The organism is Micromonospora violae (assembly GCF_004217135.1).
GTDB classification, from domain to species: Bacteria; Actinomycetota; Actinomycetes; order Mycobacteriales; family Micromonosporaceae; genus Micromonospora; species Micromonospora violae.
On the sequence record NZ_SHKK01000001.1, the window covers coordinates 4733214 to 4752851 of the forward strand.

Here is a 19638-nt window from a genome sequence, read left to right on the forward strand (position 1 = left end):
ACCGGGAAGAGACCAGCCCGCCCGTACGGGCCCGTCGAGGAGACGACTCGAATGACTTCAACGGCAACGAGGCCGAGGGGGGCGCGGGCGCGCGCCGCCATCGCGGCGAAGACGTTGCGTACCGACCGATGGTGGCTCGCCCCGCTGATCACGGTGATCGGGCTCGGCGCCTGGGTGGTGTACGCGACGGTCCGGGTCTTCCAGCATGACAACTACTGGGTGGACGCGTACCACTACCTGACGCCGTTCTACTCCCCGTGTGTGACCGACCGGTGCGTCGAGGCGGCCTCGCACTTCGGCCGGTTCCTGCCCGGCTGGTGGATCATCCCGGACGCCGCGCTGACCCTGCCGTTCCTGCTGCTGTTCCGGCTCACCTGCTACTACTACCGCAAGGCGTACTACCGGTCGTTCTGGCTGTCGCCGCCGGCCTGCGCCGTCCCGGACGGGCACAAGGAGTACGGCGGTGAGACCCGCTTCCCGCTGCTGGGCCAGAACCTGCACCGCTACTTCTTCTACGCCGCCGCGATCATCTCGCTGATCAACACCTGGGACGCGATTCTCGCCTTCCACTCGCCGAAGGGCTTCGGCTTCGGGCTGGGCAACATCATCCTGGTGGTCAACGTGGTGATGCTGTGGGCGTACACCATCTCCTGCCACTCCTGCCGGCACATCATCGGCGGCCGGCTCAAGCACTTCTCCAAGCACCCGGTGCGGTACCGGGCGTGGACGTTCGTCTCCGCGTTGAACGTCCGGCACATGCAGCTCGCCTGGATCACCCTCGGCACCCTGGCGCTGGCCGACTTCTACATCATGGCGCTCGCGGCCGGGTGGTTCTCCGACCTGCGGTTCATCAACTAAAGGGCCCCTGACATGACCACAACCACTCGCATCGAACGACACCACTACGACGTCGTCGTCATCGGGGCCGGCGGCGCCGGTCTGCGCGCGGCGATCGAGGCCCGGTTGGCCGGCAAGAAGACCGCGATCATCTCCAAGTCGCTGTTCGGCAAGGCGCACACGGTGATGGCCGAGGGTGGCGCGGCCGCCGCGATGGGCAACGTGAACAGCCGGGACAGCTGGCAGGTGCACTTCCGCGACACCATGCGCGGCGGCAAGTTCCTGAACAACTTCCGGATGGCCGAGCTGCACGCGAAGGAGTCGCCGCAACGGATCTGGGAGCTGGAGACGTACGGTGCGCTCTTCGACCGCACCAAGGACGGCAAGATCTCGCAGCGCAACTTCGGTGGCCACGAGTACCCGCGGCTGGCGCACGTGGGCGACCGGACCGGTCTGGAGCTGATCCGCACCCTCCAGCAGAAGATCGTCTCGCTTCAGCAGGAGGACCAGCGGGAGTTCGGCTCGTACGACGCCCGGATCCGGGTGTTCTCCGAGACCACCATCACCGAGCTGCTGCTCGACGGTGACCGGGTGGCCGGCGCGTTCGGCTACTACCGCGAGTCGGGCGAGTTCATCCTCTTCGAGGCGCCGGCGGTCGTGCTGGCCACCGGCGGTGTCGGACGCTCCTACAAGGTCACCTCGAATTCCTGGGAGTACACCGGGGACGGGCACGCGTTGGCGCTGCGCGCCGGGGCGACGCTGATCAACATGGAGTTCCTCCAGTTCCACCCGACCGGCATGGTCTGGCCGCCGTCGGTGAAGGGCATCCTGGTCACCGAGTCGGTGCGCGGTGACGGCGGCGTCCTGAAGAACTCCGACGGCAAGCGGTTCATGTTCGACTACGTCCCCGACGTCTTCCGCAAGCAGTACGCGGAGACCGAGGAGGAGGCGGACCGCTGGTACACCGACCCGGACAACAACCGGCGTCCGCCGGAGCTGCTGCCCCGCGACGAGGTGGCCCGCGCGATCAACAGCGAGGTCAAGGCCGGCCGGGGCTCCCCCGCCGGTGGTGTCTTCCTGGACATCGCGAGCCGGCGGTCGTCCGACGAGATCCGCCGGCGGCTGCCGTCGATGTACCACCAGTTCAAGGAACTGGCCGACGTCGACATCACGAGCGAGCCGATGGAGGTCGGTCCGACCTGCCACTACGTGATGGGCGGCGTCGAGGTGGACCCCGACTCGGGTGCCGCCTTCGGCCACGTACGCGGGCTGTTCGCCGCCGGTGAGGTCTCCGGCGGCATGCACGGCTCCAACCGACTCGGCGGAAACTCCCTGTCCGACCTGCTGGTCTTCGGTAAGCGGGCGGGTGGGCACGCGGCCAGCTACGCCGACGGCCTGGACGCCCGGCCGAAGGTGGCCGTGGACGCGGTCGAAGCCGCCGTGGAGACGGCCCTCGCCCCGCTGCAACGGGACACCGGCGAGAGCCCGTACACCCTTCAGCAGGATCTCCAGTCGGTGATGGGGGATCTGGTGGGCATCATCCGCCGGGAGGGTGAGCTGGCCGACGCGTTGGTCCGGCTCGCCGAGCTGCGCGAACGGGTGGCGAAGGTGAGCGCGGCCGGCGGCCGACGCTACAACCCGGGCTGGCACCTGGCCTTGGACCTGCGCAACATGCTGGTGGTCTCGGAGTGCACCGCGAAGGCGGCGCTGGAGCGGCAGGAGTCGCGCGGCGGGCACACCCGGGAGGACTACCCGGCGATGGAGCCGAAGTGGCGGCAGGTGAACCTGGTCTGCTCCCTGGACGGCGACACCGTACGGCTGACCCGTAAGCCGCTGCCGAAGATGCGGCCGGAACTGATCGGCCTCTTCGACCGGGCCGAGTTGGCCAAGTACCTCACCGACGAGGAGCTCGCCGACTTCGACGCCCTCGTCGCCGACGCTGGAGAGGCGGACAACCGATGAGCGCGAAGCGTCAGTTCCGGATCTGGCGGGGCGACGAGACCGGCGGTGACCTCCAGGACTACATGGTGGAGGTGAACGAGGGCGAGGTCGTCCTCGACGTCATCCACCGTCTGCAGGCCACCGACGCGCCCGACCTGGCCTGCCGGTGGAACTGCAAGGCCGGCAAGTGCGGCTCCTGCTCCATGGAGATCAACGGCAAGCCGCGGCTGGGGTGCATGACGCGGATGTCGACGTTCAGCGAGGACGAGACCGTCACGGTCACCCCGCTGCGTACGTTCCCGGTCATCCGGGACCTGGTCACCGACGTCTCGTTCAACTACGAGAAGGCCCGGGAGACCCCGGCGTTCGCCCCTCCGGCGGACGTGGCCCCGGGCGACTACCGGATGCAGCAGGTCGACGTCGAGCGCTCGCAGGAGTTCCGCAAGTGCATCGAGTGCTTCCTGTGCCAGACGGTCTGCCACGTGATCCGTGACCACGACGAGAACAAGCAGGCGTTCTCCGGGCCGCGGTACTTCATCCGGGCGGCCGAGCTGGACATGCACCCGCTGGACGCCCGGACCGACCGCAAGGAGTACGCACAGGCCGAACAGGGCCTCGGTTTCTGCAACATCACCAAGTGCTGCACCGAGGTCTGCCCCGAACACATCAAGATCACAGACAACGGGATCATCCCCATGAAGGAACGGGTCGTCGACCGCAGGTACGATCCCCTTGTGTGGCTTGGTAGCAAGATCTTCCGTCGGGGCGAGACGCCCCAGACCAGCGTGACCACCGCCCGTCAGGGCTCGGCGACGTCGGGCTCCGCCCGGGGTGGGTTGCACTCGCACGCGGGTGGCTCCCACGATTCGCGGGCCGAGGTGCAGGCGCAGAGCGGCGTCAACTGGGACCGGGAGGTGCCGCACCCGACCGCTCCGGCGGTCGACGACCGGGGCAAGCTGCCGCTGACCGAGCTCACCTTCGACCGGGCCGCCGCGCCGTCGCCGTTCGGTGACGACGTGACCTTCCCGCTGCCTCCGGAGCACCTCAACTTCGCTCACCCGGATCAGGACAAGCACTAACCACCCGAACAACAACGGGGGCCGTGGCAATAGCCACGGCCCCCGCCCCCATTCCAGCGTTGATCATGAGGTTGGCGGGTGATTTCGCGCGCCATGAGCCCGTCAACCTCATGATCAACCGGGCGGTGGCATCCGGGGATCCTTGAGGAGGGGGCGGAGGGCGGCCACGATGGGGGCGTCGGCCGGGAGCCAGGTGACCGAGTCCAGCTCGTCGGCGCTGAGCCAGCGGAGCGCCTCGTGCTCCAGCGCCTGCGGCTGGTCGCCGCCGAGCAGGCGGGCCGCGTACACCTTGAGCACCGAGCGGCCGTGCGCCATCCGTACGTTGCGGCCGACCCGGTCGCCGATCTCGACGCGTACGGCCAACTCCTCGGCGCACTCCCGGACCAACGCGTCGGTCTCGGCCTCCCCCGGCTCGACCTTTCCGCCCGGAAACTCCCACATGCCCGCTACCTCGGGTGGGGCGGAACGCGCGCAGGCGAGCACCTTCCCATCCCGGATGATCGCCGCGCCGACGATCACCTTCAGATCCCGTCGTTCGACCTGCCCGCCACCATTCGCCCGTTCGGTCCGCACGGGCGTCCAGGGTGCCAGATCAATCGGCGGTTTGGGTACCGTAGCCGTCCGCTAGGCCAGTAAGACACGGAAGTGTGGGCGTGGACACCCCCTCCGAGCAGCGAGAGACTAGGGGACACCGACAAGACACGGGATGGCGACGACTTGGCCACAAGCCGGCAACGGCGCTTGGGGGGTGCGGTGATGCGCGTGCTGTTCAACAGCAGGGCCAAGCACGACTACCTTTCCGACGCGTTGACCTTGCTATCTGGTTGGACGCGCGAGGGCGAGCAGATCCGACGGACGCTCGTGATCGACGATACCCAACACGCCGCACTGACCGAGCGGGTCAAGGTCGTCGCGGACGCGCTGCATCTGCGACCCGAGATCAGCCGCCGGGCCGACAGCACCCAGATCCGGGTCGGGCACGGCAGCGGCGAGCCCCTGACCGAGGGCGAGGTCCTGTTGGCCGCCCGCATCGAGGACGCGTACCGGGCGGTCACCGAGGACTGACGATCGAATCCGACCCAACGTCCTGCGGGTACCAGCGCAGCTCCACCGAGTTGCCGTCCGGGTCCCGCACGTAGATCGAGGTCGCCGAACCGCGGGCGCCGAACCGGCTGACCGGCCCGGTCAGCACCGTGAAGACTCCCGACTCGATCACCTGCGCCCAGTCCAGTGGTGCCACGACCAGGCAGAAGTGGTCCACGTTCGTGCCCTGCGACTCGCCTCGGACGAGGTCGATGATGCTGCCGGGGCTGATCCGCACGGACGGGAACGGGACGGTTCCCGCACGCCACTCGTCGACCCGTACCGGCGCCAGCCCGAGCCGGCCGCAGTAGAACTCCAAGGACCGTTCCACGTCGGCGACGGTCAGCACCAGGTGGTCGAAACCCGTGACGCGTACCGTGCTCACGCCGCCTCCAGGTTCGCCGCCGCACGCAGCCAGCCGCTGAACAGCGCCGGGTCGACGTCAGCGACCTCGCGCAACGTCACCGCCGCCATCGCCCGCGCGCCGGGCACGAGCCGCCCCGACGGGTCGGCGATCTCCTGCCCCCGCCACAGCCCGAAGGTGACGTACGACCCGTACCCCTTGATCAGGCAGACCGGGCGCTGGCCGGGCCGGGCGCCCAGGCTCCAGACGGGGTGCCCGTGCCACATCGCGCCGGTCGCCCCGGGCAGGGCCGCCGCGATGATCGGCGTCAGCTTCTCGCCAATCTCGCGCAGTGGGCCGGGCAGGCCAGCCAGGTAGTCGTCAATGCTCACGTCAGGGCCTTTCGCTCGATGTTTCCTGCCGGTTCACGATCCCCGGACGAGGGACGCCGACCAAGACCTGATGCCGCTACGATCGTTGCCCACAGGTCAACGATGGGAACAACGTGCTGGAGCGGTACGAGGTCGAGACGTTCCTGACGCTCGCGGAGGAACTGCACTTCGGGCGTACCGCCGAGCGGTTGACCGTGAGCACCGGGCGGGTCAGCCACATCGTGAAGAAGCTGGAGCGCCGGATCGGCGCACCGCTGTTCGCACGTACCAGCCGGGTCGTCCGGCTCACCCCGATCGGCCGGCAGCTCGCCGACGAGCTCGCCCCGCTGGTCGCCGGGATGGACGAGGCCGTCCGCCGGGCGATCGACGCCGCCCGGGGCGTGACCGGGACGCTACGGGTGGCGTTCCTCGGCGAGTGGACCGCGCCGGTGCTGCTGCGGGCGGTGGCCCTGTTCGGTGAACGGCATCCCGACTGCCGGGTGGAGGTGCACGAGGCACAGTTGTCCACCACCCGTTCCGGGCTGCTCGACGGCTCCACGGACGTGTTGATCGCCTCGTACCCGTTCGACGGGATGGCCACCGGCCCGGCGCTGCTCTCCGAGGATCGGATGCTGGCGGTGCCGGCGGGTCACCCGCTCAGCCGGGAACGGTCGGTGTCACTGGAGGTGCTCGCCGACCACCCGGTGGTGCAGTACCCGACCGTGACCTCGGCCGAGTTCAAACGGGACCGCACCCCGGAGCGCACCCCGGCCGGTCGACCGGTGCCGAAGGGACCCGCCGGGAACACCTTCTCCGAGATGCTGTCCCTGGTCGCGCTGGGCCGGGGCGTCCTTCCGGTGGGCGAGCACACGCGGCGCTACTACCCGCGCCCCGACGTGGCGTACGTGCCCATCCACGACGCGCCGCCCATCGAACGAGGGCCGGTCTGGCTGCCCAGCAACACCACGACCCGGGTACGCGAGTTCGTCCGCGCCGCGACCGACGCGAACCCCCGATGAGACACGCCGAGTTTCGTCACCACCGCCCGGACGACCTTTGCCGGGTGGGCACGGTGGCACCGGTTTTCTAGCCTGGGTCGCATGGCGAACATCGCGTACGACCGCAAAGAGCAGGTCCAGCAGATCGAGAGTGGCCTCCTCGAAGGCGAGCAGATCATCGCCGTCTACGACGCTGTCGGCACCGGCACCGGGTTCATCGGGCTGACCGACCGCCGCGTGATCATCCAGGACCGCTCCTTCGTCGGGAAGCGGTTCGCGATCACCAGCATCCCGTACTCGAAGATCACCAGCGTGAGCGTGGTCAGCAACAAGTCGTGGGGTGGGTCGTTCTTCTCCACCGGCGCCATCGCCATCCACGTCGGCACGCACACCTACGAGGTGGAGTTCCGTGGCGCGCAGAAGAGCCACCACGTACACAACGTGATCCTGCACCACATCTCCTGACGGCACGTCCCGTCGTGGGCCCGGCTGGCGTAATTGCCTTGCCGGGCCCGCGGCGTCTCTGGTGTCCTCGGTCGACAGCCGCGCGAAGGGAGCAGCCACCATGCCCAACACGACGAGGTCCCCCGAACCCACCGTCATCCGACCTGAGGAATCGAGACTTCGTGAGCAGGACTGTTCCCCTGGCGCTTCGCGCCACTGATCCCCACCGCGGAGGCCGCTGATGTCGGTCTTCGACGATCCCGGCCTCTTCGGCCGGCTCTGGGCCGCCGACTACGACGGCCCGGGAAACCCCGACCCGGCCCCCGCCGTGGACTTTCTGGCCGACCTGGCCGACGGCGGCCCGGTTCTTGAACTGGCGATCGGCACCGGCCGGGTCGCGCTTCCGCTGGCCGAACGCGGCCTCGCCGTGCACGGTGTCGAAGCGTCCGAGGAGATGCTCGCGCAGCTGCGGGCGAAACCCGGTGGCGACCGGATCCCGGTGGTCGTCGCCGACATGGCGGACGTACCGGTGCCGGGCGAGTTCCGGCTCGCGTACCTGGTCTTCAACACCCTGTTCAACCTGGTGGATGCCGAGCGGCAGGCGGACTGTTTCCGCAACGTCGCCCGGCGGCTGTCGCCCGGCGGCGCGTTCGTCATCGAGACGTTCGTACCCGACCCGCGCGACTTCGACCGCCACGAGCAGGTGCAGGTACATGCCGTGACCGAGGACTCCGCGACGATCCGGCTGCACAAGTACGACCGGCCGGCGCAGCGGTTCATCCGGCAGACGATCACGTTCGACGCGGACGGTGTGCACCTGAAGCCGTTCGCCATGCGGTACGCCTGGCCGCACCAGATCGACGAGATGGCGCAGCAGGCCGGGCTCCGGCTCACCCAGCGGTACGCCGACTGGCACCGCCGACCGTTCCAGGCCGACAGCCCGTCGCACATCTCCGTCTACCGAACGGAGTAGCGGTTTGATCGACTCGGGTTCCGGAAAGTCGAGGTGTCATCGCCCCGACTTCAAGGAACCCGAGCCGATCTCCCGCCGCTGGAAAGGTGAGACGCCGCCATGGGCAGACGAGCCATCCCAGCTAGTCCTGGCCCTGTCGGTCATCCGGATCTGCGTCCCCGTGCCGGTGGGATCAGGTCGAAGGTGACGAGCAGCGACTGCCCTTTCGTTGCGTGTCGCAGTTTCGTCGTACCCGGGGTGCACGATGCGCACATGTCTGAGTCATCGCCGCAGCGGCACCACGCCATCGACTACATCGAGTTCACGGTGACCGACCTCGCCGTGGCCAAGCGCTTCTACGCGGACGCGTTCGGTTGGCAGTTCAACGACTACGGGCCGGGGTACGCCGGCATCCGCAACCCGCACGGCGACTCCGCGCCCGAGGTCGGCGGCCTCCGTCTGGACCGGGAAGTCCGCGCGGGCGGCCCGCTGGTGCTGCTCTACTCCAGCGATCTGGACCGGTCCGTGCAGGCCGTGAAGGAAGCCGGCGGCCAGGTGGTGAACGGTCCGTACGAGTTCCCCGGCGGTCGGCGGTTCCACTTCACCGACCCCAGCGGCAACGAGCTGGGCGCCTGGGCCGAGCAGTAGGACCCGCTGATTTATCGGAGGTCGTCGCCACTCAGAACGAGACAGCCGAACATCTCCATGAGGACGGCCCGCTGGTGGTCGGTCAAGGGGTTCGCGAAGATGGCAACGCCCACCCCGCGCCGCCGGCAGTCGTCGGCGACTTCGCGGGCCCTACCAGGGCTGAGCAACGTCCGCCGCGAGAACGGGTCGCCCATCCTGCCTGCGCCACCGGATGAGACACCCCGCCGCTGCACCTGCCGGCTCACCACCTGGCCGCCGTGGGCTTCCACCAGACTGGCCAGCAGGTTGAGCTTGCTGACAAACTCCTTGTCCTTTGCCGAGAACAGGCCCACCAACGCCACCTCGGCACCTGCCAGCAGGGCGTTCAACGCCCCGACGCGATGTCGGCTCACCGGGTCGCTGACCGATCAGCGCCGGCGGGCGCGCAGCACGCCGGTCAGCATCGGCAGGGTGAACTCGCCGTGCGCGGTTTCGGACCTGCTCCCGAGGAAGTCGCGGATCCGGCCGAGGGTGTCCGCTCGCTCCTCTTGCGGCATGACCAGCATCCCGGCCCGCGTCGCGAGCGTCGCGACGAGCGAGTCGGCGGTACGGCGCTGCCCGTGCGGGAACTCGACCTGCTCCGCCGACCCGAACCGGGCAACGAGGCCGGTGCTCGACACGAGCATGTCCGCCGTCGCGGCACGCCAACTGCTCAACGTGTCACGGGGGCCGATGGCCGCACTTCCACTGACCCGTTCGAGCCCGGCAACCCAGTCGATCCGGTCGTCCATGATGTTCCACAGACCGGCCAGGACACCACCGGGTGCGAGGACCCGGGCGATCTCCGCCCCCGCGACCGCCATGTCGAACCAGTGCAGGGCGTTGCCAGCGAGTACGGCATCGACGGACCCGTCCGGCAACGGGATCGCCTCGGCGCTGCCCGGCAGGGCACGGACGGTCGGCACCGCACGGCGCAGCTCGGCGAGCATCGCCGGGTCAGGCTCGACAGCCACGACCTCCGCGCCCACCGCGACCAGCGTCGCCGACAGCTTGCCGGTACCGGCGCCCAGATCGAGCACGCGTAGACCCGGCGCGGGCTCCAGCGCCCACCGCACCGCGGCCTGCGCGTAATCCGGGCGGTGTTCCGCGTACGCGGTCGCCGCCGCGCCGAACGACGATCGGAGCAACTGTTCCGTCATGCGGTCAACGTACCGCCACTCGTCGACATCGACTGCCACCATCGCCACCGCGCAGATCCTGCGAAGCTGGTGGCGCGTCCGCTACCCGTCTACGCGCTCGGCCTTCTGCCTGGCGGCCGGCAGCGCGGTGCAGATCTGGGTCGGTGACGAACGCCGTCCAGGTGATGGACATCGCCGATTGGCAGCTGTCGCTGATCGTCCTGGGCACCGGCCGTCGGCTCACAGGCTCACGATTGGGGGCGGGCCCTCGCCCTGCCCAGGCCAACCAACTGAAAGCGCTTGAACCGATCCCCCTGCCGGAACGGCGCTGGCGAACCAGGCCGGGCATCGGGCAGCACATGCGGATCGATTGCGGCCAGGGACATGAGGCCGCGATCGGCGCGCATCAATTCAACGGTCTTTCTGGCAACAACCTTGTAGCTGTCGTGAAGCCTGACAGGCACGTCAAGTCCATCCGCTCCTTCCGTGATGGGAAGTACGGCATCCACTTCGGAGACGAACCTCGACATGAGGTCGCAGCATTCACGAGCGGAGTCTCGGACAGGCGCGGAGGCCGAAAGCTCCAGTTCCGCCATGATGCCCACGGCTTTTACGCTGGCATCGTAGAGTTCATCCGTATCCACCATGAACAGATGACCCTCTCCGGCCTCGATCATCTGCCTGACGTCAGCCGCTTTTCGACCCCAGTTCCAGATGGTCTGCATGAACTGTTTGTAGGTCTCTTCGCGGGACTCGCGGTGCCGAAGCTCATCCTCTCGCTGCCACTGCGCCGCTCGGTCTTGGCGCTCCCGCTCCCAGCGTTCCTGCTCTCGTTCGCGCTCCAGGTTCCACCGACGGTCCTCGCGGCGAGTGGTAAGGAACTGGGTCGAAATAGCGGCCCCGAGGGTACCGGTAACACCAAGCGCGGCGACGAGAAGAACCGGCCAGATCTGGTTCATGCCGAGAGTATCCAGCCTCGATGCAGCCATAACGGCGCGCCCCGCCGTCTCGTCCGCCGATGACCCGCCCTACTGCGCGCCCGCCTTGTGAACCGAGGCGGGCGCGCAAGGGCACAACGATCAGCAGCAGCTCGATGCGGCCCCACTGGTGGCCGGGTCCTTGTCGGCGGCCGGGGTGCAGCAGCCGCTCTCGGTCGCCTTGTCCAACTGCGGGGAGTCGGCCTTGACGGTGTAGACCTCCCATGGCTCGTTGCCGGGGCCGTGCACCCACACCTTGTCCTGGAGGGCGTAGCAGCACTCGGTGTTGTTCTCTTCCAGCGTGATGAGACCGGAGTCGGTGAGGCGCTCGGTGGCGGCGTTGACGTCGGCGGTGCTGGCGACCTCGACGCCGAGGTGGTCCATCACGGTGGGCTGGCCGGCCTCACCCTCCAGGAGCACGAGCTTGAGCGGCGGATTCTCAACGGCGAAGTTGGCGTAGCCGGGGCGGCGTTTGGCCGGCTCGACGCCGAACAACTTGGCGTAGAAGGCCACGGAGCCTTCGAGGTCGGATACGCGCAGAGCGAGCTGGACACGGGACACGGCCATCTCCTTGTCTAGATGCTTATCGAAGCAAGACTTACTTACATTGCACCCTGCTTCGATTCCGGTCAAGGTAGATGCATGTCGAAACAAGAGCTGCCGGTAGTGGACCTCGTGGCGGTCGCCTGCTGCCCCCCGCTCGCGGTCCGCCCCATGGACGCCGCGCAGGCCGCGATGGTCGCACCGCTGTTCAAGGCCCTCGGGGATCCGATCCGGCTACGACTGATGTCGATGATCGCCTCGGTGCCGGAGATGTGCGTCTGCGACCTGACCCCGGCGTTCGACCTGTCCGGGCCGACCATCTCCCACCACCTCAAGGTTCTGCGCGAGGCGGGCCTGGTCGACTCGGAACGGCGCGGCACCTGGGTCTGGTACCGGGTGAAGCCAGAAGCGTTCCGACAACTCGGCGCGCTCCTGGACATCTCCGCCGCCCCGGCCGCCACCAGTACCGCGTGAGCCTTGCCCTGCCCCGGCGAGCCTCGGCGGAGTTCGCTGGCACCGCCCTGCTGGTCGCCGCCGTCGTCGGCTCCGGGATCGCCGCCGCCCGGCTCTCCCCCACCGACGTCGGTCTCCAACTCCTGGAAAACGCGATCGCCACCGCCCTGGCCTCGGCGCGCTGATCCTGACCTTCGGCCCGGTGTCCGGCACACACTTCAACCCGGTCGTCTCAGCCGTCGACTGGTGGCTCGGCCGCCGCTCCGGCACCGGCCTGACCGGGCGGGACCTCGCCGCCTACACCGCCGACGCCGTCGTCGTGCCCCGACCGACCTGCGGGAACGGGCCGAATTCAGACGTTGAAGCGGAACTCCACCACGTCGCCGTCCTGCATGACGTACTCCTTGCCCTCGATGCGGACCTTGCCCGCCGCCTTGGCCGCCGCCATCGAACCGTGCTCGACCAGGTCTTGGAAGGAGACCACCTCGGCCTTGATGAAGCCGCGCTGGAAGTCGCTGTGGATGACGCCCGCGGCCTCCGGCGCGGTGGCGCCGATCGGGACGGTCCAGGCGCGCGCTTCCTTCGGGCCGGCCGTGAGGTACGTCTGGAGGCCGAGGGTACGGAAGCCGACCCGGACGAGCTGGTTGAGGCCGGGCTCGTTCTGCCCGATCGACTCCAGCAGCTCGCGGGCCTCCTCCTCGGGCAGGTCCACCAGCTCAGATTCGATCTTGGCGTCCATGAAGATGGCCTCGGCGGGGGCGACCAGGGCGCGCAGTTCGTCGAGGAACGTCTCGTTGGCCAGCTCGGCCTCGTCGACGTTGAAGACGTACAGGAAGGGCTTGGTGGTGAGCAGGTGCAGCTCGCGCAGGTGCTCCAGCTCGATCTTGGCGGCGGCGGCCCCGGAGTAGAGGGTGGTGCCGCCGTCGAGCACCTCGATCGCGGCCTTCGCGGCGGCGACCGCGGCCAGGCGGTCCTTGCGGAGCTTGGCCTCTTTCTCCAGCCGGGGCAGCGCCTTGTCCAGGGTCTGCAGGTCGGCGAGGATCAGCTCGGTGTTGATCGTCTCGATGTCGTCGGCCGGGGAGACCTTGCCGTCGACGTGCACCACGTTCGGGTCGGAGAAGGCCCGGACGACCTGGCAGATCGCCGAGGCGTCCCGGATGTTGGCCAGGAAGGCGTTGCCCCGTCCCTGCCCCTTCGACGCACCTCGGACCAGGCCGGCGATGTCGACGAATGACACCGGCGCGGGCAGCACCTTCTGCGAGGAGAAGATCTCGGCCAGCTTGTCCAACCGGTCGTCGGGCAGCCCGACCACGCCGACGTTGGGCTCGATGGTGGCGAACGGGTAGTTCGCCGCCAGCACGTCGTTCTTGGTCAACGCGTTGAAAAGCGTGCTCTTGCCGACGTTGGGCAGGCCGACGATGCCGATGGTGAGACTCACGACGGGCCAGCTTACGCCGGTCCCGGTCGGGCCGGTCCAGCCGGCTCCGATTCCACGCCGAGCAGGTGACCGGCCGTCGCGCACAGCCCGTTCGGTGCGACCGGCTCCGGCGTTGATCTCCGCAGCTACTGGATGGGGTTGACGGCGGTCGAGGAGGGGTGAGGCTCAGCCGAGCAGGCGAGGAGCGATGACCGCCTCCCGGACGCTGCCGTCCGCGCCCCGGCTGACCTCGTACGCCGAGACGCCCTCGCGGTCCGCGATTGCCTCGACCAGGCGGGTGCCCCGGTAGACCAGGCCGACGCCGTCGTCGGTGCAGTGGCTGGTGGGCAGTGTTCCGTCGCCGACCAGCTCGTGCATGAGCGGGCGGCGCTGGCCCTCGCTGTCGTAGTGCACCCCGTTGCCGTACGGCAGCCATGCGAGGCCGTCGGTGAAGCCGCGCAGCCGGGGGCCGAAGCTGTCGGTGGCGCCGCCGACATGCCAGCAGATCGAGCCGGCGGACACGCCGGCCAGCACCACGCCGGCCTGCCAGCACTCGTGCAGGATCTCGTCGAGCCCGTGCACCCGCCACACCGCGACCAGGTTGGCCACGCTGCCGCCGCCGACCCAGATCACGTCCTGGGCGAGCAGGTGCGCACGGACGTCCTCGACGTTCGGCATCGGGAACAGGGCGAGGTGGGACAGCCGGAACCGGGTGTCGGCGAACGCGCCGTAGACGGCGGTCAGTGACGTGGGCTGGTCACCGACGGCCTGCCCGAGGTAGCAGACCCGCGGCTGCGAGCCGGCGTCGGCCAACTCGGCGGCCAGCTCGAAGACCGGGCTGGGGCGCAGGTCGTAGGGGCCACGGTCGCCCCGGAAGAAGCCCATGCTGGTGGCGATGATGGTCGGTTCGCTGGCGGGCATCGGGACGTCCTTCCGTTGGGCGGTGCGGCGTCCATCCTGCCGCAGTCGGTCACCCGCCCGCTCGGTGCGGGGCCGCTTCGCCATTCGTGGGCGGCGGACAGACCGCCCGCCAGCCTCCATGATCAACGAGATTGGTCGGGGCGCCGTTGGCGGGGCACCACGACCTCGGGCCAATCCCCCAGGGCCGGACGGTCGGCCGCCGGCAGCTGCGCCGCGGCTGCACGGGGCAGGGTGAACCGGTCGGCGGCGGCCGGGCCCGCCGAGAGTGACTCACGCAGCATCCAGCGAACCTCGTCGGCCGTCCAGCCCAGCCCTGGCCGCGCGGCGATCTCGCGGATCAACCGCCGGCCCACCCGAGTGTCGTCGTCGTAGAAGCGCATGCACCAGTGGTGCGTCCACATCCCGAGCGCCCGCAGGCCCGCGTCGTCGAGTGAGCCGGCCAACCGCCCACAGGCGGTGTCGGGGAAGCTCTGCGCGGGATCGCCTGCCCGGTCCCGTTCGATGGCACCGCCAGCCGCCGGCGCGACGGCCCGCATCCGGCGGTAGAAAGACTGCGCCACCGCGCGCGGCAACGGCGGAAACGCACCCGGTGTCGACGCCGCCACCCAACCCGCCACGCTCGTCATTCGCCGCACCCCTTCTTCAGTTGGTGGCCGGACGCTACCCGGCACGACCGACACTTTCGGGCCGAAAAACCCCACCGATCGTGGATAGCGACGATGGCCTGGGGCGTCTGTATCAGTGACAACGAAACGGGGGTGGTGGGTGGACGAGGACGAACGCGCACGGCTGGCCGAGTTCGTCGGCAGCCGGACACCGGCGCTGATGCGGGTCGCGTACCTGTTGACCGGGGACCGCAACGCCGCCGAGGACCTGTTCCAGTCGGCGTTGGCGCGGACCATCCCGAAGTGGGGAACCATTCGGCACGCCGATCCCGAGGGCTATCTGCGGGCGGTGATGTACCGCGAGCAGATCAGCTGGTGGCGGCGACTTCGCCGATGGCGGGAGACACCGCTCAAGCCGGCGGACGAACCGGTCGGCGGCGACCCGAGCGGCTGCACCGACGTACGGCTGGCGATGCGTGCCGCGCTCCGTCACCTGCCACCGACGCAGCGGGCGGTGGTGGTCCTTCGCTACTACGAGGACCTGCCCGAAGCCCGGGTGGCCGAGTTGCTGGGCTGCTCGGTCGGCACCGTACGCAGCCGTACCCACCGAGCGGTACGGCGACTGCGCGACCTGCTGCCGGACATCGACATGCTGGAGGTACGGCGATGACCGAGCCCTTCGAGCACCTCATCCGCTCCACCCTCACCGACCTGGCCGAGGAGGCACCGATCGTGCATGACCAGTTGAGCCGCGCGGAACGCCGGGTCCGCAACAGACGCCGCGCCACGGTGGCGGTGGGTGCGGCGAGCACCCTGGCGGCGATCCTGATCGCCACTCCGCTCGCGCTGGCCGCGACCGGCTCGGACGGGCTGCCACCGGCCGTGCCCAGTCCGGCCGGACCGGCGGCCGTGCCCAGCCCGTCGGCACCCGTCCCGTCCGAGCCCACGGCGTCGCCCGCGGTCGTGCCCAGCCCCGGTGGTGGACGGGCGAACCCGGGCGATCCGCTGGGCCCGCCCGGCGTACCAGGCCGGCCGACTGTTTCGCCGAGCCCGTTGACTCCGGTGGGCCCGCCCGGCACACCAGGCCGGCCGACGGTCTCGCCGAGCCCGTTGCGGTGAGTTAGGACCGGTCCGGTCGGCGCTTTCCTCGCGCCGACCGGACCGACCGTCCCACTGTCACCGCCGGTCCCGTGCGTCACAGCGGGCAGGGCCCCACCGGTCCGCCAGATTTGTCGAGGCCGGCCTGCCCGCTCATTCTTGGGCCATGACCGACTCCGGACACCCGAGGTACGAGCTGCGGGGGCAACGATGAGCCCGGCCCTGGCCCGGGTGCCCGACTCGCTCCGGGGGCAGCTCGTCACACCCGGCGACCGCCGGTACGCGCACCTGCGCTCGACGTACACCAGATCGGCGTCGCCGGCCGCCGTCCTGCTGCCGAAGACCACCGCGCAGGTGGTCGACGCGCTCCGCTACGCGCGGGAGCAGCGGCTGCCCATCGCGGTCCGCAGCGGCGGGCACGGCTTCTCCGGGGCCTCGTCCAACAACGGCGGGGTGGTCATCGACCTGTCCATGCTCAACCGGGTTCAGGTGATCAACGAGCGGGCCGGGCTGGTCCGGGTCGAGGCCGGCGCCCGCTGGGCGAACGTCGCCAAGGCGTTGGCCCCGTACGGCCTGGTGATCAGCTCGGGTGACTACGGCGGCGTCGGCGTCGGCGGCCTGGCCACCGGCGGCGGCGTCGGCTGGTTGGTCCGGGCCCACGGCCTCACCATCGACCGCGTCCGCGCCGTCGAGGTGGTGCTGGCGGACGGGACCCTGGTACGCGCCGACGCCGACCACGAGCCGGAGCTGTTCTGGCTGGTCCGAGGGGCTGGGGCCGGCGCGGGGATCGTGGTGGCCTTCGAGATCGAGGCGGTCGAGCAGCGCAACGTCGCTGTCGCGCAACTGGTCGTCGAGGCGCACCCGGACGGTCGCACCATCCGAGAGTGGACGAGCTACCTCGCGCAGGCGCCACGGGAGTTGTCCGCGGCCGCCGTGGTGTTCGCGGAGGGCCGGTCGGTGCTCATGTCCATCACCGCCGTGGTCGCCGCCGAGAGCCTGCGCCGGGCCCGACCGGCGGTCGAGCCGCTGCTCGCCATCGGCAAGGTGCTCGAACACCGGACCGACCTGCTCCCGTACCCGACGTTGGTGCCGACCGCGCACCTCAACCCCAACGTCGGGCAGCAGCGCGGCACGACCACCAACGGCCTGTTCACGGGGCTGGACGACGCCAGGGCGCGGGCCGTGACGCGAGCGGTGACCGGGCCGGGGCGCGCGGTGATCCAACTCCGCTCGTTGGGTGGGGCGGTCAACGACGTCGCTTCCGACGCGACCGCGTACCCGCATCGTCACCAGGACACCCTGATCGTGGCCTCGGTGTTTCCGCCGCAGGCCGACGCCGCGTTGAACGCCGCGTGGCGGGCCATCGGCGCGCGGGCCGACGGCGCGTACGTCAACTTCGAGAGCCGGCCGGACCCGGCCGCGTTCGCCCGGATCTACCCGGGCGAGACCGGGGCCCGGGTCCGACGGCTGTGGAAGCGGTACGACCCGGACGGCGTGTTCCGGTCGGCCCTGCTGACCGGTCAGCCGAACCGCGCCGCCCAACCGCACCGCACCACCCAACCCAACCGCACCACCCAGCCGAACCGCGCTGCCCAGCCGAACCGCGCCGGCCAGCCCACCGGATCTGGTCAGCCGCACCGGCGTCGACGCCGCCCCCGGTGACCGGGCCTCTGCGCGCCGGCACACCCAGGTCCGATTCCCGCCAGCCGATGACCCGTCGAGCGGGGCATCATCGGTGACATGGAGCTGGACTTCGAGCGGTGTTACCGGGCCGTGGACAGCCGTGACCAGCGGTTCGACGGCTGGTTCTACACCGGCGTGACGTCCACCGGCATCTACTGCCGGCCGTCCTGCCCGGCGATCACACCCAAGCGGAAGAACGTCCGGTTCTTCCCATCCGCCGCCGCCGCGCAGGGCGCTGGGCTGCGCGCCTGCCGCCGCTGCCGGCCGGACGCCGCGCCCGGCTCCCCGCTCTGGGACGTCCGGGCGGACGTGGTCGGTCGCGCGATGCGGCTGATCGCCGACGGGGTCGTGGACCGGGACGGCGTACCGGGGCTGGCCTCCCGGCTGGGTTACACCGAGCGGCACCTGCACCGGATGCTGAGCGCCGAGATGGGCGCGGGGCCGCTCGCGCTGGCACGGGCCCAGCGCGCCCAGACCGCCCGGATCCTGATCGAGACGACCGACCTCGCGATGGCCGAGATCGCGTTCGCCGCCGGCTTCGGCAGCGTGCGGCAGTTCAACGACACGCTTCGCGAGGTGTACGCGAGCGCCCCGTCTGACCTGCGCACGGCCGCTGGCCGCCGGCAGGCACCGGCCGGGGCGGGGACCATCGCGCTCCGGCTGGCGTACCGCCCGCCGCTGCACGCCCGGGCGCTGCTGGACTTCCTCGCGGTGCGGGCGTTGCCCGGCGTGGAGGAGGTCCGCGACGGGACGTACCGCCGGGGTCTGCGGTTGCCGCACGGCACCAGCCAGGTGGCGCTGACCCCGGCGGACGGGCACGTGGCGGCGACGTTGCGGCTCGCCGACCTGCGCGACCTGGCGCCCGCGGTGGCCCGCTGTCGCCGGTTGCTCGACCTGGACGCGGACCCGGCGGCGATCGACGGCACGCTCGCCGCCGACCCGGCGTTGGCCCCGGCGGTCACCGCCGAACCCGGCATCCGCGTCCCCCGCGCGGTCGACGGCTTCGAGCAGGCCGTCCGCGCCATCATCAACCAACAGGTCTCCATAACCTCCGCCAGAACAACCCTCGCCCGCCTCCTCGCCCACCGAGTTGATCATGAGGTTGACCAGGTCGACGGAGATCAAACCCCAGGCCAACTCCATGATCAACGGAATGGGGCAGGGAATGAGGCAGGGGGTGGGGGTGGGCTGCGGGGGTTTTTGGGGGCGGAGGAGCTCCTGGGGGTGCCGGATTCGGGGTTTGGGATGCCGGCTGGGCGGCGGGAGGCCTTGCGGGGGTTGGCTCGGGCCGTGGTGGACGGGTCTGTCGATCTTGCCCCTGGGGTGGATCGGAGGGAGGCCGTTCGGCAACTGCTCGCGCTGCCCGGCGTCGGCCCCTGGACCGCCAACTACCTGGCCATGCGCGCCTTCGGCGACCCGGACGTGCTGCTCAGCTCCGACCTCGCGGTCCGGCGCGGCGCCGCCGCGCTCGGCCTGCCCCACACCCCCCAAACCCTCGACCGGTACGCCGAACGTTGGCGTCCCTGGCGGTCCTACGCCACGATGCGACTCTGGAGAGCGGCATGAACATCGACAGCACCGTCCTGACCACACCGGCCGGCCCGTTGAGCATCCTCGCCGGCCCCGACGGTGAGGTCCGGGCGGCCGGCTTCACCCCGGACCCGGCGGCGCTGCTGCCCCTGGTCCACCCCGCCCTGCGGGCGCCGCTGCGGGAGCGGGCCGACCTCGGCCCGGCCAGCGCGGCCGTCCGCTCCTACCTGGACGGTGACCTCGCCGCCATCGACGACGTGCCGGTCCGTCAGCACACCGGCGGAGAGTTCATGGCGCACGCCTGGCAGGTGCTGCGCGAGGTGCCGGCGGGAAGCCCGGTCACCTACACCGGGTACGCCGCGCTGGCCGGTCGGCCACCGGCGGTGCGGGCCGCCGCAGCGGCCTGCGCCCGGAACGCGGCGGCCCTTTTCGTACCCTGCCACCGGGTGCTCCGCACCGACGGCACCCTCGGCGGCTACCGCTGGGGGCTGGAGGTGAAGACGTGGCTTCTCGGTCATGAGCGGCGCGTGACAGCAAGCTGACAGAAGCATCGACACG

The 19638-nt window shown here is 70.3% G+C and carries 24 protein-coding genes and 1 pseudogene; 15 read left to right on the top strand and 10 right to left on the bottom strand.

Annotated features, from left to right (window positions below):
- The first annotated feature begins 51 nt into the window (after positions 1-51).
- Genes EV382_RS21030 through EV382_RS21040 form a run of 3 tightly spaced genes read left to right on the top strand, consistent with a single transcriptional unit; the run spans position 52 to position 3857 of the window.
- On the top strand, positions 52-858 hold the full coding sequence (locus EV382_RS21030) for a hypothetical protein (RefSeq protein ID WP_130404437.1): 807 nt from the start codon (positions 52-54) through the stop codon (positions 856-858).
- 12 nt (positions 859-870) lie between these two features.
- A complete protein-coding gene (locus EV382_RS21035; protein ID WP_130404439.1) occupies positions 871-2799 on the top strand; it encodes a fumarate reductase/succinate dehydrogenase flavoprotein subunit in 1929 nt (642 codons plus the stop codon).
- Positions 2796-3857: a succinate dehydrogenase/fumarate reductase iron-sulfur subunit gene (locus tag EV382_RS21040; protein WP_130404441.1), complete on the top strand. Its 1062-nt coding sequence runs from the start codon at positions 2796-2798 to the stop codon at positions 3855-3857. Before EV382_RS21035 ends, EV382_RS21040 begins: the two co-directional genes overlap by 4 nt.
- Positions 3858-3971: 114 nt before the next feature.
- On the opposite strand, the gene EV382_RS21045 is transcribed toward EV382_RS21040, so the two are convergent.
- A complete protein-coding gene (locus EV382_RS21045; RefSeq protein ID WP_130404443.1) occupies positions 3972-4430 on the bottom strand; it encodes a (deoxy)nucleoside triphosphate pyrophosphohydrolase in 459 nt (152 codons plus the stop codon).
- Positions 4431-4613: 183 nt separating this feature from the next.
- Between EV382_RS21045 and EV382_RS21050 the strand changes: the two genes are divergently transcribed.
- The gene (locus tag EV382_RS21050; RefSeq protein ID WP_124773755.1) at positions 4614-4922 is read left to right on the top strand and encodes a 4a-hydroxytetrahydrobiopterin dehydratase; all 309 of its coding nucleotides are present in this window, start codon (positions 4614-4616) and stop codon (positions 4920-4922) included.
- Here the strand turns inward: EV382_RS21050 and EV382_RS21055 are convergent.
- Both EV382_RS21055 and EV382_RS21060 read right to left on the bottom strand, forming a co-directional pair.
- Positions 4909-5325 (bottom strand): VOC family protein, encoded by a 417-nt coding sequence (locus EV382_RS21055; protein ID WP_130404449.1) that lies wholly within the window; start codon positions 5323-5325, stop codon positions 4909-4911. The genes EV382_RS21050 and EV382_RS21055 overlap by 14 nt on opposite strands.
- Positions 5322-5675, bottom strand: coding sequence for a DUF1801 domain-containing protein (locus tag EV382_RS21060; protein WP_130404451.1), 354 nt, complete (start codon positions 5673-5675; stop codon positions 5322-5324). Before EV382_RS21060 ends, EV382_RS21055 begins: the two co-directional genes overlap by 4 nt.
- Positions 5676-5788: 113 nt before the next feature.
- On the opposite strand from EV382_RS21060, the gene EV382_RS21065 reads away from it, so the two are divergent.
- The 4 genes from EV382_RS21065 (at position 5789) to EV382_RS21080 (ending at position 8696) form a co-directional block, all read left to right on the top strand.
- Positions 5789-6673 (top strand): LysR family transcriptional regulator, encoded by an 885-nt coding sequence (locus EV382_RS21065; RefSeq protein ID WP_130404453.1) that lies wholly within the window; start codon positions 5789-5791, stop codon positions 6671-6673.
- 81 nt (positions 6674-6754) lie between these two features.
- Positions 6755-7117 (top strand): PH domain-containing protein, encoded by a 363-nt coding sequence (locus tag EV382_RS21070; protein ID WP_030337500.1) that lies wholly within the window; start codon positions 6755-6757, stop codon positions 7115-7117.
- Between the two features lie 220 nt (positions 7118-7337).
- The gene (locus EV382_RS21075) at positions 7338-8069 is read left to right on the top strand and encodes a class I SAM-dependent methyltransferase (protein ID WP_130404455.1); all 732 of its coding nucleotides are present in this window, start codon (positions 7338-7340) and stop codon (positions 8067-8069) included.
- 252 nt (positions 8070-8321) lie between these two features.
- Positions 8322-8696: a VOC family protein gene (locus EV382_RS21080; protein ID WP_130404457.1), complete on the top strand. Its 375-nt coding sequence runs from the start codon at positions 8322-8324 to the stop codon at positions 8694-8696.
- Positions 8697-8707: 11 nt separating this feature from the next.
- On the opposite strand, the gene EV382_RS21085 is transcribed toward EV382_RS21080, so the two are convergent.
- The 4 genes from EV382_RS21085 to EV382_RS21100 form a co-directional block, all read right to left on the bottom strand.
- Entirely contained in the window at positions 8708-9064 is a 357-nt protein-coding gene (locus tag EV382_RS21085; RefSeq protein WP_208758464.1) for an HflX GTPase family protein, read from the bottom strand.
- Between the two features lie 39 nt (positions 9065-9103).
- The gene (locus tag EV382_RS21090; protein ID WP_130404459.1) at positions 9104-9874 is read right to left on the bottom strand and encodes a class I SAM-dependent methyltransferase; all 771 of its coding nucleotides are present in this window, start codon (positions 9872-9874) and stop codon (positions 9104-9106) included.
- A gap of 227 nt (positions 9875-10101) precedes the next feature.
- Positions 10102-10812 (bottom strand): hypothetical protein, encoded by a 711-nt coding sequence (locus EV382_RS21095; protein WP_130404461.1) that lies wholly within the window; start codon positions 10810-10812, stop codon positions 10102-10104.
- Between the two features lie 120 nt (positions 10813-10932).
- Positions 10933-11391 carry an ArsI/CadI family heavy metal resistance metalloenzyme gene (locus tag EV382_RS21100; protein WP_130404463.1) on the bottom strand — a complete coding sequence of 153 codons (459 nt, stop codon included), beginning with the start codon at positions 11389-11391 and terminating at the stop codon, positions 10933-10935.
- Positions 11392-11472: 81 nt separating this feature from the next.
- Between EV382_RS21100 and EV382_RS21105 the strand changes: the two genes are divergently transcribed.
- Both EV382_RS21105 and EV382_RS21110 read left to right on the top strand, forming a co-directional pair.
- Positions 11473-11847: an ArsR/SmtB family transcription factor gene (locus EV382_RS21105; protein ID WP_130404465.1), complete on the top strand. Its 375-nt coding sequence runs from the start codon at positions 11473-11475 to the stop codon at positions 11845-11847.
- Positions 11844-12145 (top strand): annotated as a pseudogene (locus tag EV382_RS21110) (aquaporin); the annotation flags it as partial. The gene EV382_RS21105 and the pseudogene EV382_RS21110, both read left to right, overlap by 4 nt.
- A gap of 33 nt (positions 12146-12178) precedes the next feature.
- Here the strand turns inward: EV382_RS21110 and ychF are convergent.
- From ychF to EV382_RS21125, 3 genes are all read right to left on the bottom strand, one after another.
- Positions 12179-13264: a redox-regulated ATPase YchF gene (gene ychF / locus EV382_RS21115; RefSeq protein WP_130404467.1), complete on the bottom strand. Its 1086-nt coding sequence runs from the start codon at positions 13262-13264 to the stop codon at positions 12179-12181.
- Between the two features lie 165 nt (positions 13265-13429).
- Positions 13430-14164: a Type 1 glutamine amidotransferase-like domain-containing protein gene (locus EV382_RS21120; protein ID WP_130404469.1), complete on the bottom strand. Its 735-nt coding sequence runs from the start codon at positions 14162-14164 to the stop codon at positions 13430-13432.
- A gap of 122 nt (positions 14165-14286) precedes the next feature.
- A complete protein-coding gene (locus EV382_RS21125; RefSeq protein ID WP_244236776.1) occupies positions 14287-14790 on the bottom strand; it encodes a hypothetical protein in 504 nt (167 codons plus the stop codon).
- Between the two features lie 139 nt (positions 14791-14929).
- On the opposite strand from EV382_RS21125, the gene EV382_RS21130 reads away from it, so the two are divergent.
- The 5 genes from EV382_RS21130 to EV382_RS21150 all read left to right on the top strand — a co-directional run bounded on the left by EV382_RS21130 (position 14930) and on the right by EV382_RS21150 (position 19622).
- The gene (locus EV382_RS21130) at positions 14930-15439 is read left to right on the top strand and encodes a SigE family RNA polymerase sigma factor (RefSeq protein ID WP_130404471.1); all 510 of its coding nucleotides are present in this window, start codon (positions 14930-14932) and stop codon (positions 15437-15439) included.
- Complete coding sequence (locus tag EV382_RS21135; protein WP_130404473.1) at positions 15436-15888, top strand: hypothetical protein; 453 nt, start codon at positions 15436-15438, stop codon at positions 15886-15888. Before EV382_RS21130 ends, EV382_RS21135 begins: the two co-directional genes overlap by 4 nt.
- Before the next feature lie 189 nt (positions 15889-16077).
- On the top strand, positions 16078-17529 hold the full coding sequence (locus EV382_RS21140) for an FAD-binding oxidoreductase (protein ID WP_130404475.1): 1452 nt from the start codon (positions 16078-16080) through the stop codon (positions 17527-17529).
- 78 nt (positions 17530-17607) lie between these two features.
- Positions 17608-19116, top strand: a complete 1509-nt coding sequence (locus EV382_RS21145) for a DNA-3-methyladenine glycosylase 2 family protein (protein WP_130404477.1) — start codon at positions 17608-17610, stop codon at positions 19114-19116.
- A complete protein-coding gene (locus tag EV382_RS21150) occupies positions 19113-19622 on the top strand; it encodes a methylated-DNA--[protein]-cysteine S-methyltransferase (RefSeq protein WP_130404479.1) in 510 nt (169 codons plus the stop codon). The genes EV382_RS21145 and EV382_RS21150 overlap by 4 nt, the downstream gene beginning before the upstream one ends.
- Positions 19623-19638 lie beyond the last annotated feature (16 nt).